The organism is Pseudoalteromonas luteoviolacea CPMOR-1 (genome assembly GCF_001625685.1).
Lineage (GTDB): Bacteria > Pseudomonadota > Gammaproteobacteria > Enterobacterales > Alteromonadaceae > Pseudoalteromonas > Pseudoalteromonas luteoviolacea_K.
The window spans coordinates 26,704-42,524 of sequence record NZ_AUYC01000032.1; the positions used below are offsets into that span (position 1 = coordinate 26,704).

At 43.2% G+C, this 15,821-nt stretch carries 14 protein-coding genes; 4 read left to right on the forward strand and 10 right to left on the reverse strand.

What is annotated here, in order from left to right; all coding sequences use genetic code 11:
* Window positions 1-318: 318 nt before the first annotated feature.
* Window positions 319-516: a DUF1289 domain-containing protein gene (locus N473_RS26940; RefSeq protein ID WP_081221177.1), complete on the reverse strand. Its 198-nt coding sequence runs from the start codon at window positions 514-516 to the stop codon at window positions 319-321.
* A 265-nt stretch (window positions 517-781) separates the two neighbouring features.
* On the opposite strand from N473_RS26940, the gene N473_RS13820 reads away from it, so the two are divergent.
* Complete coding sequence (locus tag N473_RS13820; protein WP_063368424.1) at window positions 782-2,218, forward strand: MATE family efflux transporter; 1,437 nt, start codon at window positions 782-784, stop codon at window positions 2,216-2,218.
* Between the two features lie 69 nt (window positions 2,219-2,287).
* Window positions 2,288-3,631, forward strand: coding sequence for a serine hydrolase domain-containing protein (locus tag N473_RS13825; RefSeq protein WP_063368425.1), 1,344 nt, complete (start codon window positions 2,288-2,290; stop codon window positions 3,629-3,631).
* A 48-nt stretch (window positions 3,632-3,679) separates the two neighbouring features.
* On the opposite strand, the gene N473_RS13830 is transcribed toward N473_RS13825, so the two are convergent.
* Both N473_RS13830 and dld read right to left on the reverse strand, forming a co-directional pair.
* Window positions 3,680-4,618, reverse strand: coding sequence for an endonuclease/exonuclease/phosphatase family protein (locus N473_RS13830; RefSeq protein WP_063368426.1), 939 nt, complete (start codon window positions 4,616-4,618; stop codon window positions 3,680-3,682).
* 166 nt (window positions 4,619-4,784) lie between these two features.
* Window positions 4,785-6,500 (reverse strand): D-lactate dehydrogenase, encoded by a 1,716-nt coding sequence (gene dld / locus N473_RS13835; RefSeq protein ID WP_063368427.1) that lies wholly within the window; start codon window positions 6,498-6,500, stop codon window positions 4,785-4,787.
* 200 nt (window positions 6,501-6,700) lie between these two features.
* Between dld and N473_RS13840 the strand changes: the two genes are divergently transcribed.
* Window positions 6,701-7,111, forward strand: a complete 411-nt coding sequence (locus N473_RS13840; protein ID WP_155735613.1) for a hypothetical protein — start codon at window positions 6,701-6,703, stop codon at window positions 7,109-7,111.
* Between the two features lie 204 nt (window positions 7,112-7,315).
* Here N473_RS13840 and N473_RS13845 read toward each other — a convergent pair whose 3' ends face one another.
* The 6 genes from N473_RS13845 to N473_RS13870 all read right to left on the reverse strand — a co-directional run bounded on the left by N473_RS13845 (window position 7,316) and on the right by N473_RS13870 (window position 12,750).
* Window positions 7,316-7,960, reverse strand: a complete 645-nt coding sequence (locus N473_RS13845; RefSeq protein ID WP_063368429.1) for an NAD(P)H-binding protein — start codon at window positions 7,958-7,960, stop codon at window positions 7,316-7,318.
* 86 nt (window positions 7,961-8,046) lie between these two features.
* A complete protein-coding gene (locus N473_RS13850) occupies window positions 8,047-8,499 on the reverse strand; it encodes a GNAT family N-acetyltransferase (protein WP_063368430.1) in 453 nt (150 codons plus the stop codon).
* Between the two features lie 60 nt (window positions 8,500-8,559).
* Window positions 8,560-9,036 carry a SixA phosphatase family protein gene (locus N473_RS13855; RefSeq protein ID WP_063368431.1) on the reverse strand — a complete coding sequence of 159 codons (477 nt, stop codon included), beginning with the start codon at window positions 9,034-9,036 and terminating at the stop codon, window positions 8,560-8,562.
* A 60-nt stretch (window positions 9,037-9,096) separates the two neighbouring features.
* A complete protein-coding gene (locus N473_RS13860) occupies window positions 9,097-9,999 on the reverse strand; it encodes an ABC transporter ATP-binding protein (RefSeq protein WP_063368432.1) in 903 nt (300 codons plus the stop codon).
* Complete coding sequence (locus tag N473_RS13865; protein ID WP_063368433.1) at window positions 9,996-10,805, reverse strand: ABC transporter permease; 810 nt, start codon at window positions 10,803-10,805, stop codon at window positions 9,996-9,998. Before N473_RS13865 ends, N473_RS13860 begins: the two co-directional genes overlap by 4 nt.
* A 130-nt stretch (window positions 10,806-10,935) precedes the next feature.
* On the reverse strand, window positions 10,936-12,750 hold the full coding sequence (locus N473_RS13870) for a M2 family metallopeptidase (protein WP_063368434.1): 1,815 nt from the start codon (window positions 12,748-12,750) through the stop codon (window positions 10,936-10,938).
* A 200-nt stretch (window positions 12,751-12,950) separates the two neighbouring features.
* On the opposite strand from N473_RS13870, the gene N473_RS13875 reads away from it, so the two are divergent.
* Window positions 12,951-15,221 (forward strand): acyl-CoA dehydrogenase, encoded by a 2,271-nt coding sequence (locus N473_RS13875; RefSeq protein WP_063368435.1) that lies wholly within the window; start codon window positions 12,951-12,953, stop codon window positions 15,219-15,221.
* Window positions 15,222-15,226: 5 nt separating this feature from the next.
* Here the strand turns inward: N473_RS13875 and N473_RS13880 are convergent, their stop codons facing one another.
* Window positions 15,227-15,664, reverse strand: coding sequence for a hypothetical protein (locus N473_RS13880; RefSeq protein ID WP_080760087.1), 438 nt, complete (start codon window positions 15,662-15,664; stop codon window positions 15,227-15,229).
* Window positions 15,665-15,821: the final 157 nt, after the last annotated feature.

The following is a 15,821-nucleotide window of genomic DNA, read 5'->3' on the forward strand; positions in this document are numbered from 1 at the left end:
CTATTTCATTTAACAAAGTAGTTTAAAAGGGTTTTTAAATGTACTTTAGAATAAAGTCATTTGAAACTCAGGTTTTTTTCGAATTTCATTTCACCTCTGCTGACAAGACTTACGTTTATAATCATAACTTTATTGCCTGCGCTGTGGCAGGTCATTAATTGTGTATCGAACAAGGATGGGAACGATTACTTCATCTCCAAGTTTTCTGCTAGAAGGGTTTATATTTAAAAAGTGGCTTTTGCAAAGCCGGTGTTTTTTAGGGGCTCTCCTGCATGACGATATAAGGCGACTTTATGTCTTTGAGTTGGTGAGAGTAGATCAGGGTTTTTGTTCTGTTTTTTCTCGTTTTCTAAGCTCACAGCGCGCCAAAATAGTTTCTTTTTCCAGTGTGCTTTTGCTACCCCAGCCGACAATCTCATCAATGTGTCTCATACATCCAACACATATGTCTTTATCATCAAGACAACAATTGCGAATACAAGGAGAAGAAATGGATGCTGTGGCTTTGTGTACCATGAACTGACTACTTAACTGACTGGTTACTGGCCATAGTATGACGCTTTTTTATTACTCTGAAAAGTGTGGTATTGCGAGGTGAACATATGCGGTTGTGGCTTGTCCGAATAATAAGCTATTTGGTCGACTTTAAAGTTTTTTTGGGGAACTATGTCGCACTTTGTAGGTCTTGATTCTTACATGGAACAGCTATTTTGAAATCATAATTAAAAACAATAGCATCCGTCGTTATAAAGAATAAAAAGCAAGGAGTGAACCTCGCATTATGGCAAGTAGTCGAACACAGGGTTTTATAACAAGTCCATCCGCCCAACCATGTTTAAAACAGCGGGCTAGAGCGGTTAGAAAGCGCTGGATCTTAACGGGGTCGACCAGTGCAGTACTTAAACAACTAACCATTCCAATGTTATGGGCAATTTTAGCGCTGTTTAGTGCTGATCTGATAGAGCTCTATTTTGCATCTCGATTGGGCGTTGAAGAGTTAACTGCAATGAGCTTTACGCTGCCAATACAAGCAACTTTGTTCGCTTTTGCGATTGGGCTTGGCATTGTGGTAGCAACGCGTTTGACGCAAGCTCGACATGTTGAGGAATTGGCCGCGGTGAGTTTGATTTTTACCACGCTGGTTGGTGCGATATTAGCGCTGTGTATATGGTTTAATTTATTACCCATATTAAACTTACTTGGTTTTGCAGATTTTCCTCAACGAGGCGATGTGTGGGCCTCCCTGCGTAGTTATATGCAGTATCGTTTGGCTGCTGTGGTGTTTTTCTTCCTTATCATGGTTATATTTGGCGTTTTGCGGGCTTTCGGTAACATGCGCGCTGCGGCACACTTGCTAGTGGTATTTGCCTCTGTTCAAGTGAGTGTCAGTGCGGGATTGTTTTCACCTTGGGCGACGTCCAATATAGCGTTAACTGGCTTGGAAAAATTAGGCATCGCACATTTAGTAGCGGCATCCGTTGGGTGTTTTTGGGCTTTGTATTCACTGGTCGTTAAAGAAAATATTTCTATCAAGATTAATTTGCTGTCAGTGCAAAGCCGTCAGGGCTTTCGTTGTTTAACACGCCTTTTGGCACCAATCGTGTCAATGCAGTTGCTTACGCCTATTGCGCAGTCGGTTTTGATGGTTATTGTCGCTTCACAAGGCAGTGAGGCGGTTGCTGCATATGGTGTTGTGATGCGCTTGGAGCCTCTCGCTTTGCTATTGCCCATGGTACTGACGACTTCATTACCTATTTTTGTTGGGCAAAATTGGGAAGCCAAAAAATCATTGCGTGTAAGACGCGGGATCAAATTATCTATTTTGACCTGTGTTGTGTGGCAATTGATGGTGTCTGTTGTCCTTTTTTCTGCTGCAGATTTATTAGGTGTGGGGTTTTGTAAACAAACCTTTGTGAGTCAATCCATTGAACTTGCTTTAACCGTATTACCTTTGTCATATATTGCGCTGGCCGCAGCCATGCTGTATGTGAGTTGTTGTAATGCCACTGGTCGCAGCATGGCAGCGTTGAATGTCAGTATTATCAGACTATTTGGCTTGTCTATTCCATTTGCATTTTTTGGTGCTTATATCGCGGGCTTCACAGGCATCGTGTGGGGGCTTGCGCTTGCGAATATGTTATTAGGCATAGGTTTATTAGCCTATTGTGTAGTGCAGCGTGAGCAATTAAGCCTCTCAAAGCGAGCTGTCATCAGCTAGCCTGTCTGTATTTTGTATTTATTGTTCAGTTATTCGTCATAACACAGAAGAATAATAAAAGGTATAAATATGAAACAGACTAAATTTTTGCTGGGGGGAATTGCATCGCTTGTGTTACTGAGCGGCTGTAAGTCGGATCCCAATGTGTTGCTAGGCTATAGTGCTAATCAATTGTGCTCTAGGCATTTTATTTCTGACGAGCCGATTGAATTTATTAAACAGCGAGTGATCCCGGAGGCACTTGGGGCTGTATCCGGTGAATTGTTTATAGACGTTGATAGTACAGCTAAACAGGTCTCGCTATCGACTCAAGTAGATGGTATGACGCTCACTCGCACATCTGTCTTTCGTGAAGGCTTGGGCTGTACATTACTTCATGACTTGACGCCGGCACAACTGTATGCGCAAACAGCGGATCTTGATTTTCCAGCGCAAACACCAAGTACACCGGTAGAAAAAGCGCTGCGTGATGATGTGTCTTTAGCGTCATTTTTTGCGACTAATCACAAGGACTACACTTGGAGTGATAATACTTTTGCTGTGGCTGTCATGTATAAAGGTCAGTTGGTTGCACAGCAGTATGATGCATATCACCATGGTGATTCACGGATGCTAAGTTGGTCAATGGCTAAAACACTGACAGGATTATTGACCGGATTATTGGTCGACCAAGGAAAGCTCAGTTTGCATCAACCACTGCGCTTTGGTGAGCATGCAGTGACTGTACAAAATCTGATGAATATGAGTTCTGGCGTAAAATGGGCTGAAACCCCTGATGTCCAAGGTTACGAAGACTTAGCACCTATGTGGTATCACACTGGAGACTCGGTTAATTACGTATCGCAGTTGCCGAAAGCTTATCAGCCAGGGAGTAAATTTGAATATGCCACGGGCACAACTCAGTTATTGAGCCGAGCTTTGATGGATGCATCAGGCGGGGATATTCAAACACTCAACACCTTATACCAAACACATTTATTTGCACCATTAGGTATTAATAATGCAATCGCTGAGTTCGATGAAGCAGGCAACTTAAGAGGCGGTGCTAGGATGTTTATGAGCGTGCATGACTGGCTCAAAATAGGTCAGTTATTTATCAATAAAGGACGTTGGCAAGGTGTACAAGTTGTCTCTGAAGCTTGGCTAAACGAGGTGATGATGAGTCATGGCGTGGATAAACATTACGGTGGTCAATTGTGGTTGAATGATATGAGCTTTTGGTTGCCTAGATTACCAAAAGATACGGTGTCATTGCGTGGTCATCGAGGTCAGTATCTGGTTATTATTCCGTCCAAAGAACTGGTTGTGGTGCGCTTTGGTGCTTATGGCGCGGCGGTAAATCAACATATTGGACTGGCAAACAAACGTGTGTTTAAGTCTGTATTGAATGTGATTGAACAGTTAGAAAAGTAAAATATAGGCGGACAGCAGTGAGTTGTCCGCCAGCATTCAAAACTAAACTTAGTTTAAATCAATGCTCAATGCACAGTGGTCGCTGAGCATTTCTTTTGGTTTCATATTGTCAAAGTAGTGAAACTTAACACTGCCTTGAACATATTTTTGCTTCAATGTATTTGATACCAAAATGTGGTCGATTGGTGCTGGGTAGTACGGGTGACACCCAGTCAGCATTTGGTTGGCATTAAAGAAAGTCGCTTTAGACAAGTCATTTGGTGCCTTATCTGCAAGTCCATTAGGGTGGTACAGGTCGCGACTCACGCGGTTATATGGTGCGGTTAACCTGTGGTTAAAATCTCCAAGCACGATGAAGTTCGCTTGTTCAGCACTTTTTGTTTCAACCCAGTTATCCAGTAATGGCACTTGCTTGGCCAATAATTTACATGACCTTTTGTCTGAACGACGGTAGTCATCTACGAAGCAGCCGCTTTTCAGGTGCACATTCAGCAGGTCAATAGTTTTGCCTTGATAGCCAATTTGGACTTCTAAACCGCTTCTTAAGCCCATTTGAATGTCAGAAAATTGCTTATGATGAACGACTTTTTCAACGTTTAGGGACGTTTTAACAGCAAAAGCCACTTTTTGTTGTGTTGATGTCAACCCATTGCCACGACATGTGTAGCTTGGGCTGTCTTTTCTGTCAGATAAAATGAGTTGCCACTGCGACTTATCAAACACAGTCTCTAACGCTTTAATAGAGCCGACTTCTTGAAAGGCGATAACATCAGCATCAAGTGATTTTGCATAGTGTTGTAAAGCAGTGATCTCTTGCTCTGTTCTAGGTTTACAACCTTTGCTGTTGTCAGCAGCTAGATGTTCAATATTCCAAGTGACAATACGCAGCCCTGTATCTTGTGGCTTTTCGTTTGGGTTGGTTGCGTTACAAGCACTAGTAAGTAGCGCACATAGTGCAAGTGCACTGGATTTGAAAGTGTGATTCATAATTCTAATAACTTGAATATTTCTAATAGCGATATAGTGTATCAAAAATATTGCAAATAGATTATATAAATATTTTTATTCATCGCGAATAAAGTGTCATTTAACTCAGTGGTGAGTATTGAAAGAGGTGTGCTGCAATACCGATTAAGTATTGCAGCGAAAAAGATTATTTATCAGTAGGTTCATGCCAGTGTTTACATTTACTGGTTTTGCCGATCCCCGGATTAAATGAGTTCGTCGGGTCAAGCTTTTTATAAAAAGACTTTAATGCGTCTTTGGCGAAATATTCGTGTCCTACGTTATGTTCTGCTGGATATTCAGCGCCACGCTTGTCGAATGTTTCCAAGATTTTATTTTTGACGGCTTTTGCATCCACACCCGGTTTCATGATGTAGTTTTGGTGCATAACATGGCAGAAAAGGTGGCCATAATAGAGCTTTACAGCAATTTGCTCGTCAATTTCTGGGGGTAATTTTTCAAACCAGTCTTGTTCATTACGAGGGAATGCAACATCAATGGTCATGATTGCCCCCATCTCTTTGCTATTCATGGTTTGCATTCGGCCAATCGCGCCACCGGCGACAAAACGATGCAGAATGGCTTTTTCACCTTCCTCTTCGGTACACTCGAAGTAATTTCCTTCATTGGTTTTAAAGAACTCATCAAAATAAGCCTTGGCTTCAGCTACACCATCATTGCTCATTTCTACAATCCAGTGATGTTCATAACGGTCACGGTATTCATCCATGCGCTTTGGTAAGTGATTAGGCCATAAGTAACTTAAGTATTGCATGATGCGATCAGAAAACTTATTGGGTAAAAACTTAAAGTTATCAGCAATGCGATCCACGGTGCGTTTGATCCCAAACATTTTGGGGATGTATTTAGAACCGAGTTTGTCGATGACCAAAAAGGTATCTTTACCGTATTTCTTCGAGGCGTCATAACAGTCTCTATGCAGGTATTCGCCTGATACCGGCAAGTTGTCAAACTTAGATAAAATGTCGCGACGTATTTGCGCTAAAACGGCAGGATCGTTAGTGCCAACATAAAATACTTGGTGCTTTTCGGGCACTGGGTAAGTGTCTAATCTCACTGCAAAGACCGCGAGTTTACCAGCACAACCTGAAGATTCATAAAGACGACGTCCATCATTGTTGAATCGCGAGGGGGTATCTGCATCCACATCTCTGACACGCTCATGGTATTCATCATCGGATGCGCGCAGCTCTGGGAATTGCACATCGGCATCTGTGTAATTTTGTTCTTGCAAATTAGTCAGAATTTCCTCGGGCGTATTTCCAAGGTTTATACCGAGATTATTAACCAGTGATAAGTTTCCTTGCTCGTCTATTTGCGCGTATAAAGACAGCTCAGTATAGGCTGGGCCTCTTTGCACTAATGCACCGCCTGAGTTGTTACAAATCCCGCCAACGATGGAAGCGCCTATACATGATGAACCAATAACAGAATGCGGTTCACGGCCATGGGGGGCCAATGTGTCTTCTAGACCAAATAACGTGCTACCTGCTAGGCCAACAATTTGTTTGGCATTGTCGATAAGCTGGATGTTATCAATGCGCATAGTGCTGATGATGACAATCGGGCGATCGTAATCTTTGCCATCGGGTGTTGACCCACCTGTCAGGCCAGTATTGGCTGCCTGCATGATAACAATGACGTCAGCGGTAACACAGGCTTTAAGTGCTTGCCAAATTTCCAATAAAGTAGCGGGTCTTATTACTGCTAGTGCTTCGCCTGAACCAAAACGAAATCCTTTGGTATATGGCTGCTTTTTTGTGTTATCAGTCAGTACAAAGCTATTACCAACGATAGACTTGAGTTCTTGTATAAGGGCGGTATTCGAAGCGTTATTGGTCATGCTGTTCTCGGAAATTGATCTACTTTTGCATTCTTGACGAGGGATTGGGGACTAGTATACAGCAAGGTTAAGAAGGAGTGAAACCAATGATTTGCATGTTAATAAGTACCTTTTAAAGGAAAAGTCACGGTAGATGAAGAAATTTAACGGCACAACTGCATGAGGGTTCTACACTAATATCTAAGTTATGCAGGCCTAAGATGAGAGAATTTAATATGCCAATCAAGGAGCGAGATAAAGCACTACGGATGCCATTGTGGATCTTGGGGTGTGCGATGTTAATTGGGTGTGAGGGTAATCAGAACTCGCAAAGCAATGAAAACCAGCCAAAAAAAGTGACCCAGACCAATATGTCGAATGGTGTTTACAATGTGATGCAAGACGAAAATAAGTTTGTCATGGGGGCATGTGTCGAGCAGGGGTATCCATTGGTGGTTTCAACAGCGTCGCTATCTGTAAAAGAAAAATCAGCCTGTACGCGTAATCTTACCCATAAATTTAACGCAAACACTAAAAAGTCAGACACTAAGCTTAGGTGGCGGGTACGTGTTCAAGGTGTTGAGATTCAGTGTGAGTGCGCAGGCTACGCTACGCAGACTGGCCGTAATTAAGTTTAAACTAAGCTCGGTGCGCCAGATTGGCTGACGATGCGTTTGATGAAGTGCTCGTGAGTCGTAAATTTTTCAGTGGCTGATATTGAACGTCAAGGTGATTGGGACATTTATCATTTTGCACACAGCATATGTCAATCGCATTTAACCAATACCCGTTCATCACTGCCATAAAAGCAATCACGTCCCGCCTAGTGGTTACTGTTAGCAATCGAACAGCACATCCAATGCATAGGTTTGTGTTCTTTTGTGCTCTGTCATAGCCACAGCCACCATTTTTTTCGCAACTTGTTGCCCAGAGATTGGTCGGTATTTCTTCAGCCAAGGCAGTTTACAGAGAGTCGGTAACAGGTAATTTCCGAGGGTTTCCGCTATGCGTATATCTGATCTTTGCCCTATAAGTAATGAAGGTTGAAAGATGTTGACCGTATCAAAGTGCAGCTGCTTCACCTGTTGCTCAAGTTCACCTTTCATTTGGAGGTATGGACTGTGACTATTTGCATTGGCACCACTGGAAGAGACTAAAAAATAGTGCTTGATTTGGTTTTGGGCGGCAAGTTTAGCAACTTGAAGTTGATAGTCTAAGTCGACGATTCTTTGTTTTGCAATCGAGCCAGCTTGTTTTTTGGTGGTGCCTAAGCAAGAGAACAGCACATCACCTTGAAAAGTGTGGGCGAATTGACTCAGGTTATCAAAGTCGACCACCTGGTTTGTTATCTTATCTGATGGATAATCAACGGGTCGCCGGGTAATGGCGACGACTTTTTCAACTTCTGCTTGCTCTGCAAGCTGCTGTACCAAGCTCTTACCAATTAGGCCTGTCGCGCCCAGTACAATTGCTGTTTTCATTGTTCGTTTTCACTTCGTTGTGTACTGTGTTATTGGCGTATTAGATACAGTGAAGCTCGCATTAGCAAGCACTTTTCGGTATGTATTTAATGTTTCAATGAAAGCTGCATAAAAACTGAAGAGGGCTCTTGATTATATTGCCCGAACGCATCACAGAATTCGAATCCAAGCGCTTCATATAACTTAATTGCAGCATGTTGTTGATCGCCGGTTTCGAGTTTGACTTGCTTGAGCCCGTGTATTTTGGCCTTCGTGAGGAGGTGTTGTACGATGGCTTTTGCCAAGCCCTTACCTCGTTGAGAGGGCTTGACGTAAATGCGCTTTAATTCCGCGTAATCTTGTTTAACGATATAACTGCCACAGGCGACGAGTTCCTCTTCATGGTAATGACCGATAAGATAAGTATTGGAATTATCTACTTCGTCGATAGGCACTAGATCGTTGGCATCTGCGGGGTAGAGGCTATTCATTAACGTATCAATTTCATCAAATAGCGCTGCAAGTCCTGTACTTTGACTAGTTAGTTGAACAAACTGCATGGTTTTCCTTACGATGTTATTTACCAAATATACTAGTTCCTAAAAAAGGGTGGTCAAGTCTTAATCTAAATATAAGTGTCTAATATAATTGATTTTTGTAGTGGCGGCCTGTTCCCAGCTGTATGTGTTGAGGCTCAATTCAACATAGCCGCACGTCACAACATTATTGAGATTAGGTGCGCCCAAGAGGTTTGCCACAGCTGTGATAGCAGGGTTATGGGCGACAATACAAATATCATTAAAACATTCATCACACTGCATAATTGCGTCTATTAATGACTCTGGGTCGAAGGTATAGAGCGCATTGCAACGCAGCAGAACATTTTTGGACGCCAAGCCGTGGTGTAAAATTTTGGCAGTGTCTATTGCGCGTTTTGCTGGGCTTGTCACAATTTGCGTATCTGGCAATGGCCCGAGCGTGGCTGCTAGTTTATTTGCCCGAGCAATGCCTTTTGGTTTGAGTGGTCTATCAAAGTCATCAAGGGATGAGTCTTTCCAGCTTGATTTTGCATGACGGACCAGCCTGAGTGTTTTCATATATGTCTCATTTGTAAGTAAATACACACAGCATTGTCCGTAATACGTTTAATGATGTTGTTAATCAACAAATAATTGGTTTTCAAGTGTTCTGCCGTTGACCAGTTGTTTGTAAGTCCAACTGTTTTCATGGATCAGGGTAAGTAAAGATAAATCAAACGGCTCATCTTGCTTGGCATATTCAATAACAAGCTCATCAGATTGGGTTTGTTTGATATTTTTTACACCACTGAGCTGTGCAATTTTATCTTTCATTGGTGTGTCTAGATTAAGCATTTGCAAAGTAACAAAGCTGCCTTGTTCACTTTGGTAAAGATCGCTTTGATGGCTTGAGAGTTGGCCTTGCTCCAGATAAAGCACGGTATCACAGAGTCGCTCGAGTTCACTGAGATCGTGTGAGCTCAAAATGAACGTCATATCACCTTGTAAAGATGCAATGAGGGTACGGATTGCTTTGGCATTTTTCGGGTCTAGTCCGGCGGTGGCTTCGTCAAGCAGCACAATTTGGGGGTTGCCCAGTAGTGCCTGTGCAATACACACGCGTTTTCGCATGCCGTGAGATAGCTCGGCAGTTTTTGAGTTGGCAACATGGACTAAGTCGACTAGTTCTAACACGCGCAGTGTGTCAGCTTCGGCCGCTTTGTTCGACATACCTTGTAACTGAGCAAAGAAGCTCAGTTGCTTTGCGACTGAAAATTTTGGGTCAAGTTGCGCATCTTGAGGCAGTGCGGAGATCTTGCCAAACAAATTAGCATCGCCGGGGTTGTGACCAAGGACATTAATTGACCCGTTAGTTGGTTTTAAGTATCCGCAAATAATGCTGAATAAAGTTGTTTTACCCGCTCCGTTTGGGCCAACTAACGCCACCGTGCTGCCTTTGTTTATCTTAAATGCAACATTGTTCAGCGCCTGTTTTGTACCAAATGTTTTGCTCAAAGAGGTTACTTCAATCACTGTACTCATAAATCTCTCCCTTTTAGTAACACATGTCCAATACCAAGCAACACCAGTGTTTGGCATGCTGGGAGTAAATAAGCAAATACAGGGGTATTTCGCCAACCGGTAAGCTCGGTAACTTGATGCCCAGGTATAAGGTAATTTAACCAGTCAAGCATTGGATACTGCACGCCGAGATAGCTGATCACAGACGCCACTAAAGTAAAAAACAATATCGAAAAGACGATACTCATTCTTGCTGAGTTAGTGACAAGGTTTAGTAAACTCATCAGCGCAATAAAGGGGAGGCAGGTCAGTAGCAGCTTGCCCCAAATCGCAACGGATTTAGTCACAGCTGATGGCAGTAAACTCGCATCTCGATAGAGCATCATGGCAAGTGTTGCTATGGTGACAAGGGCGATAAGTGACCCTAGTATCATCACTTGCCCTGCAAATCGACCAAGTAATATTTCTAGTCGTGTGCTGCGCATGGTTAAAAACCTTAAAGTACCTCTGTTTCTATCTTCGACGGTTTGATCTGCGGTGACAAATACAGCGAACATAGGGAAAGTAAATAGGCCAATGAGCCAGAACATTGCAAGCTCTGCTTCAGGCCAGGATATTAAATCAGACAGACCGACGGTGCCTGCGACTTGCCCGACAATGTCTGAAAATTCATAGCTATTAATATATGGTACCGCGTTATAGATGGGATAGCGCAAGACCATAAGCCAGACAAGAAAAAATGCGGTAATAGCGAGCCAACCACGCTTTGTGGCAAATAGACGCGTAAGCTCAAATTGGCCAAATAACCAAGTGCGTTGAAAATTCATAAGATCTCCTCATTCGGATCAATACATTAGCTTGAATTTATCAGAGGAGGAAGCAAAAAAGTGTTGCAGAATATGGCAGTAGAAACAAATAGCGCAGCAAGGTGCTGCGCTATGGTGTTTTAGTTAATTATTACCAACCACACTGACGACCTTTGTTTTGCTCATCAAGATAAGCTTGTAAAGGCGCAAAATAATCTAGAATTGCAGTCGCATCCATTTGCTGATTACCTGTTACTGTTTCTAGGGCCTCTTGCCAAGGACGGCTGCTACCCATTTCAAGCATGGTATTCAAGCGCTCACCAGCTTCTTTTGAGTTGTAAACTGAACAGCGGTGGATTGCTTCTTTACTACCTGCAATTTCACATAGTGATTTGTGGAATTCAAATTGCAAGATATGTGCTAAGAAATAGCGAGTGTATGGCACATTACCCGGTACGTGATATTTTGCACCTGGGTCAAAGTCATTCTCTGTTCGTGCTACCGGCGCTTTTACACCTTGATATTTTTCACGTAGTTCCCACCAAGCTTGGTTGTATTGCTCTGGGCTGATTTCACCTGAGTAGACTTTCCAGCGCCACTGGTCGACGAGCAGACCAAATGGAATGAATGCAACTTTGTCCATCGCCATTTTCATCAATAAGCCAATGTCTTTAGATTCATCCGGTACTTGTTCAAGTAGACCGATTTCCTTCAAGTAACCCGGCGTAACCGATAGTGCGATGGTGTCACCAATGGCTTCGTGGAAACCATCATTGGCACTTTCTTGATAGTAAAGAGGCAGTTTGTTATAGGCGCGTTGATAGAAGTTATGGCCCAACTCATGGTGAATAACTGAGAATTCTTCACCGGTTTGCTGGATACACATTTTGATGCGCAGGTCATCTTTATTATCCAAGTTCCAAGCAGATGCGTGACATTGAACATCACGATCTTGTGGCTTTAAGAATAGTGAACGTGTCCAAAAAGTATCAGGTAGGGGTTCAAAGCCCATAGAGGTAAAGAACTTCTCAGCGCCTTTGGTCATCTTAATTGCATCGTAGTTATGCTGTTTAAGAAGCTGGGTCAAATCATAACCTGGGTCGGCATTTTCTGGTGCCACTAAGTCATACACGTTACCCCAAGTTTGCGCCCACATGTTACCTAGCAGGTGTGCAGGGATAGGCTGGTCTTGTGGTACTTTGTCTTCACCATATTTTTCGCCAAGCTTTGCGCGCACGTGGCAATGTAGCGAGTTATACAGCGGCTTCACTTGACCCCAAATACGGTCGAGTTCTTTGGCAAAATCATCTGCTGGCATGTCGTATTTGCTACGCCACATTGCACCAGTGTCAGCATAACCTAACTCATTAGCGCCTTCATTTGCTAATGACACAAGGTCTTTATAAAGCGGACGCATAGGCTTTGATACTTCGCGCCAGCCCTGCCAGATATCTAACAACTCTTCGTAATTTCGGCTCGTGGCCATTTTAGCTGTCATGTCACCTAGGCTCATACAAGTACCGTTATTACAGTACTTACCTTTACCATAGAGGCCATCTAGTTCAGCAGATAGTTTTGCAAGCTGTGCGGTCTTTTGCGGATCTTTAGGCGCAGGGAGTGTTAAGTTAAGCTTTAACTTATCAAGCTTTCGGCGGTTATCGTAGTTTAATTCTAAGTCATCAAATCTAGCGGCTTCGTTAGCAAGTGCAACCAGCGCTGCTGTGTACTCTCTGCCTACTTCTGCCGATAGCGCGGCGGTATCTTCAGTAATAAAATTAGCGTAAATCCATGCTGCTCTGCCGCTTCTAACAGATAAATCTTGTAGTTGTTTTTCGGCTTCGGCTAGGAATATTTCAGCGTCTTTTTCAGTTAGTTTTTCTGTCGTTGTTGTAGAGTTACAGCCACTCAGTGAGAGTGCCCCAGCGACAAAAATTGCGCTTAGGCTGAGTTTAAATTTTGCTGACATTGTGTTTTCACTTTCTGTTATATAGAGCGGTGATGATAGCAGCGTCTGCTAATGTGCTCAATTATATGACGTCAAACCAGAAGGGAAATCGCACTCAAAACCGCTGATTTTACTTCTAGATCAACAAAGCGAGTGAATTATTGAGTTAGCGTGTTTTTCATCCATACTTATCTTTGATACTTAGTTGGGGAACAACGCTCATGTGGCTAATTTTATTATTAATTATTGCAGTTTGGGTTATATTCGCGGTAAAAGATATACGCCTAAAATGGATTTCAAAACCGACATTTAATTATTTTAAGTGTGCTTTACCTGAACTCTCTGACACTGAAAAAGAAGCAATGAAAGCCGGGGATACATGGTGGGATGCCAGCTTATTTAGCGGCAAGCCTGACTGGAACATGTGGTTGAAGTCAGGTAAACCTCGCTTATCAGATGAAGAGCAAGCGTTTGTAAATAACGAATTGTCAGAGTTGATGGCGATGCTTGACGAGACTGACATCACGGCTCGGGGCGATTTATCCAAAGAAACATGGCAATTTCTGCGTGAAAAAGGCTTTTTCTCGATGATTATTCCAAAAAGTTTTGGGGGAAAGGAATTTAGTGCTCAGGCTAACTCTGTCATTGTGTCTACTATTGCGACGCGTAGCTTGTCAGCCGCAGTTACAGTGATGGTGCCAAATAGCTTGGGCCCTGCGGAATTACTGTTACACTTTGGCACACAGGCACAGCAGGAACAGTGGTTACCAAAATTGGCAAGCGGTGAAGTATTGCCATGTTTTGCATTGACGTCGTTGCATGCAGGTTCAGATGCCGGTGGGATCACAGACCATGCGACGGTGTGTCGTCAAGAGTTCGAAGGTCAAGAAGTATTGGGTTTAAAGGTGACCTGGTCGAAGCGTTATATTACGCTTGCCCCTGTGGCGGATGTACTGGGCTTGGCTTTTAAAGTGTATGACCCAGATAAATTACTGGACGAACAAGTTGAGCGCGGCATTACGTGTGCACTGATCCCAACTTCACATAAAGGGGTTACACAAGGAGGGCGTCATGACCCAATGGGTCTGGCGTTCATGAATGGTACGACTTCTGGTAAGGACGTTTTCATTCCCCTTGATTGGGTGATTGGAGGTGAAAGTGGCGTAGGAAAAGGCTGGCGCATGCTTGTCTCTTGCCTAAGTGCAGGGCGAGGGATTTCTCTGCCTGCTTTGAGCGCCGGTACAGCGCAGTTATGCGCAAAATCGACGTCAGCTTATAGTCAACTTCGTTATCAGTTTAAGCAGCCAATAGGCCAATTTGAGGGGGTACAAAGTGCGGCGGCTCGAATTTATGGGTTAACTTACAGTATTGAAGCCGCGAGAGAGAACACGGCGCTTGCGGTGGATTTGAAGAAAAAACCATCGGTGATAACGGCCATTGCCAAATATCATTTAACAGAGCAAGCAAGAATGGTGATCAATGATGCGATGGATATTCATGGTGGTAAGGCAATACAAAAAGGGCCGCTCAACTATTTAGCTAACCATTATGCTGGCATGCCAATTAGCATCACAGTCGAAGGTGCTAACATACTCACCCGCAACTTGATGATATTCGGTCAAGGGGCGAGTCGTTGTCACCCTTTTATTTTGCAAGAGATGGAAGCGGCGCAGATGGCAGATCCTGAGCAGGGTTTGAAGGTATTCGATAAATTACTTGTTGAGCATATCGCTCACTCAGGCAAAAATGCAGTAAAAGCCTTGCTCAATGGACTCACTGTAGGGCGATTTGTACGAAGCCCTGTGAGCGGTGATGTGGCCCGTTATTATCAAAAACTGACTTGGTACAGCCAAGTGTTATCCTCTTTAAGTGATATCGCCATGTTGAAGCTTGGTGGAAAGCTCAAATATCGTGAGATGCAGTCGGCTCGGCTTGGAGATATGCTCAGTCATTTATATTTAGCATCTTGTGCTTTGAAAAAGTATGAGGATGATGGGCATCAGTGTGGGGACTTACCGTTGCTGCACGTTGCGATGTCTTATCACTTATCTAGTTACAGTCGCGCGATGAAAAGCTTTGTCGATAACTTTTTACCTAGAGGGTTTCGAAGCATCGCTAAGCGTATATTTTTCCCTTTTGGCACTCGCGCTCAAGAGATGTCTGATGAGCAGGTCAAAGCATTGTGTGCGAGTGTATATGAAAACCACACTACGCGATTAAGGATCAGCGCATTATGTCCTAGTCAAAAGATGCTTGGGTTAGAAAAGTTGGAGTCGGCACTGAGTTTGTCGAAAAAAGTGACCTCTGCGTATCACGACTTCTTAAGATGGCAAAAAAAGCAGGGTGTGAAGTTATACGATAAATCGGTGACAGAGCAATTGGGAGAAGCCTGTGAAGCGGGGGTTATTTCTGAAGGGGACAAACAATTGCTAGCAGAGTGGTTACAGTTGTGTGATGAAGCGCTCAGTGTCGATGTATCGAGCGCTTCTTAATTCGCTTATCGCGCGTAAGGGTCTGGGTTAATTTTATCTACATACCAGTTGCCCTTACGTTTGACCATTTGCACGCTGCGCATATCGTCGACTTGATTTCCGTGCAATTGCCCTGTAAAAATCAGATTCACTTTCGCTTTTTTACCGTATTGCTCTCTCAAACTTTTATTGGTCATATCGAGCTCTATTGTGACATGGTCAAATTGCATGTTAACAAGATTTCTGGTGAATTGTGAGGGCGTCCCGTATGAACGCATGATCCTCGCAAGTCTTGGTGTGGCAAGATCTAACGCCACCTTCATATCTTTTTTATTGTAAAGGGCGTCAAAGTACATCGTGGCGGCAAAGCCCGGAGTATCTTTATCACCTCGGCCAGCTTCTTCATTGCCACAAGCAGTTAACAAAAACGTAATTAAAACGATAATTAAAGAGGAAAATTTCATAATACGAGAGAATTACAAGACACTTGTTCTAGTGTGTCTGCATTCTCTGCGTTTGTAAAGAAGACTAGTTAAAATAACCTAACTTACCATTTTAAATTAATATAAATAGATTATTTTTATAATGATTTGTAATTAAGCTCTTTGTGGGACTCACCTG

Bases quoted from the DNA above. Each gene is read 5' to 3' on its own strand.
- N473_RS13825 (WP_063368425.1), top strand. From the start codon at position 2,288: ATGAAACAGACTAAATTTTTGCTGGGGGGAATTGCATCGCTTGTGTTA.
- N473_RS13875 (WP_063368435.1), top strand. From the start codon at position 12,951: ATGTGGCTAATTTTATTATTAATTATTGCAGTTTGGGTTATATTCGCG.
- N473_RS13830 (WP_063368426.1), bottom strand. From the start codon at position 4,618: ATGAATCACACTTTCAAATCCAGTGCACTTGCACTATGTGCGCTACTT.
- N473_RS13880 (WP_080760087.1), bottom strand. From the start codon at position 15,664: ATGAAATTTTCCTCTTTAATTATCGTTTTAATTACGTTTTTGTTAACT.
- N473_RS13840 (WP_155735613.1), top strand. From the start codon at position 6,701: ATGAGAGAATTTAATATGCCAATCAAGGAGCGAGATAAAGCACTACGG.
- N473_RS13855 (WP_063368431.1), bottom strand. From the start codon at position 9,036: ATGAAAACACTCAGGCTGGTCCGTCATGCAAAATCAAGCTGGAAAGAC.
- N473_RS13865 (WP_063368433.1), bottom strand. From the start codon at position 10,805: ATGAATTTTCAACGCACTTGGTTATTTGGCCAATTTGAGCTTACGCGT.
- N473_RS13820 (WP_063368424.1), top strand. From the start codon at position 782: ATGGCAAGTAGTCGAACACAGGGTTTTATAACAAGTCCATCCGCCCAA.
- dld (WP_063368427.1), bottom strand. From the start codon at position 6,500: ATGACCAATAACGCTTCGAATACCGCCCTTATACAAGAACTCAAGTCT.
- N473_RS26940 (WP_081221177.1), bottom strand. From the start codon at position 516: ATGGTACACAAAGCCACAGCATCCATTTCTTCTCCTTGTATTCGCAAT.
- N473_RS13845 (WP_063368429.1), bottom strand. From the start codon at position 7,960: ATGAAAACAGCAATTGTACTGGGCGCGACAGGCCTAATTGGTAAGAGC.
- N473_RS13860 (WP_063368432.1), bottom strand. From the start codon at position 9,999: ATGAGTACAGTGATTGAAGTAACCTCTTTGAGCAAAACATTTGGTACA.
- N473_RS13850 (WP_063368430.1), bottom strand. From the start codon at position 8,499: ATGCAGTTTGTTCAACTAACTAGTCAAAGTACAGGACTTGCAGCGCTA.
- N473_RS13870 (WP_063368434.1), bottom strand. From the start codon at position 12,750: ATGTCAGCAAAATTTAAACTCAGCCTAAGCGCAATTTTTGTCGCTGGG.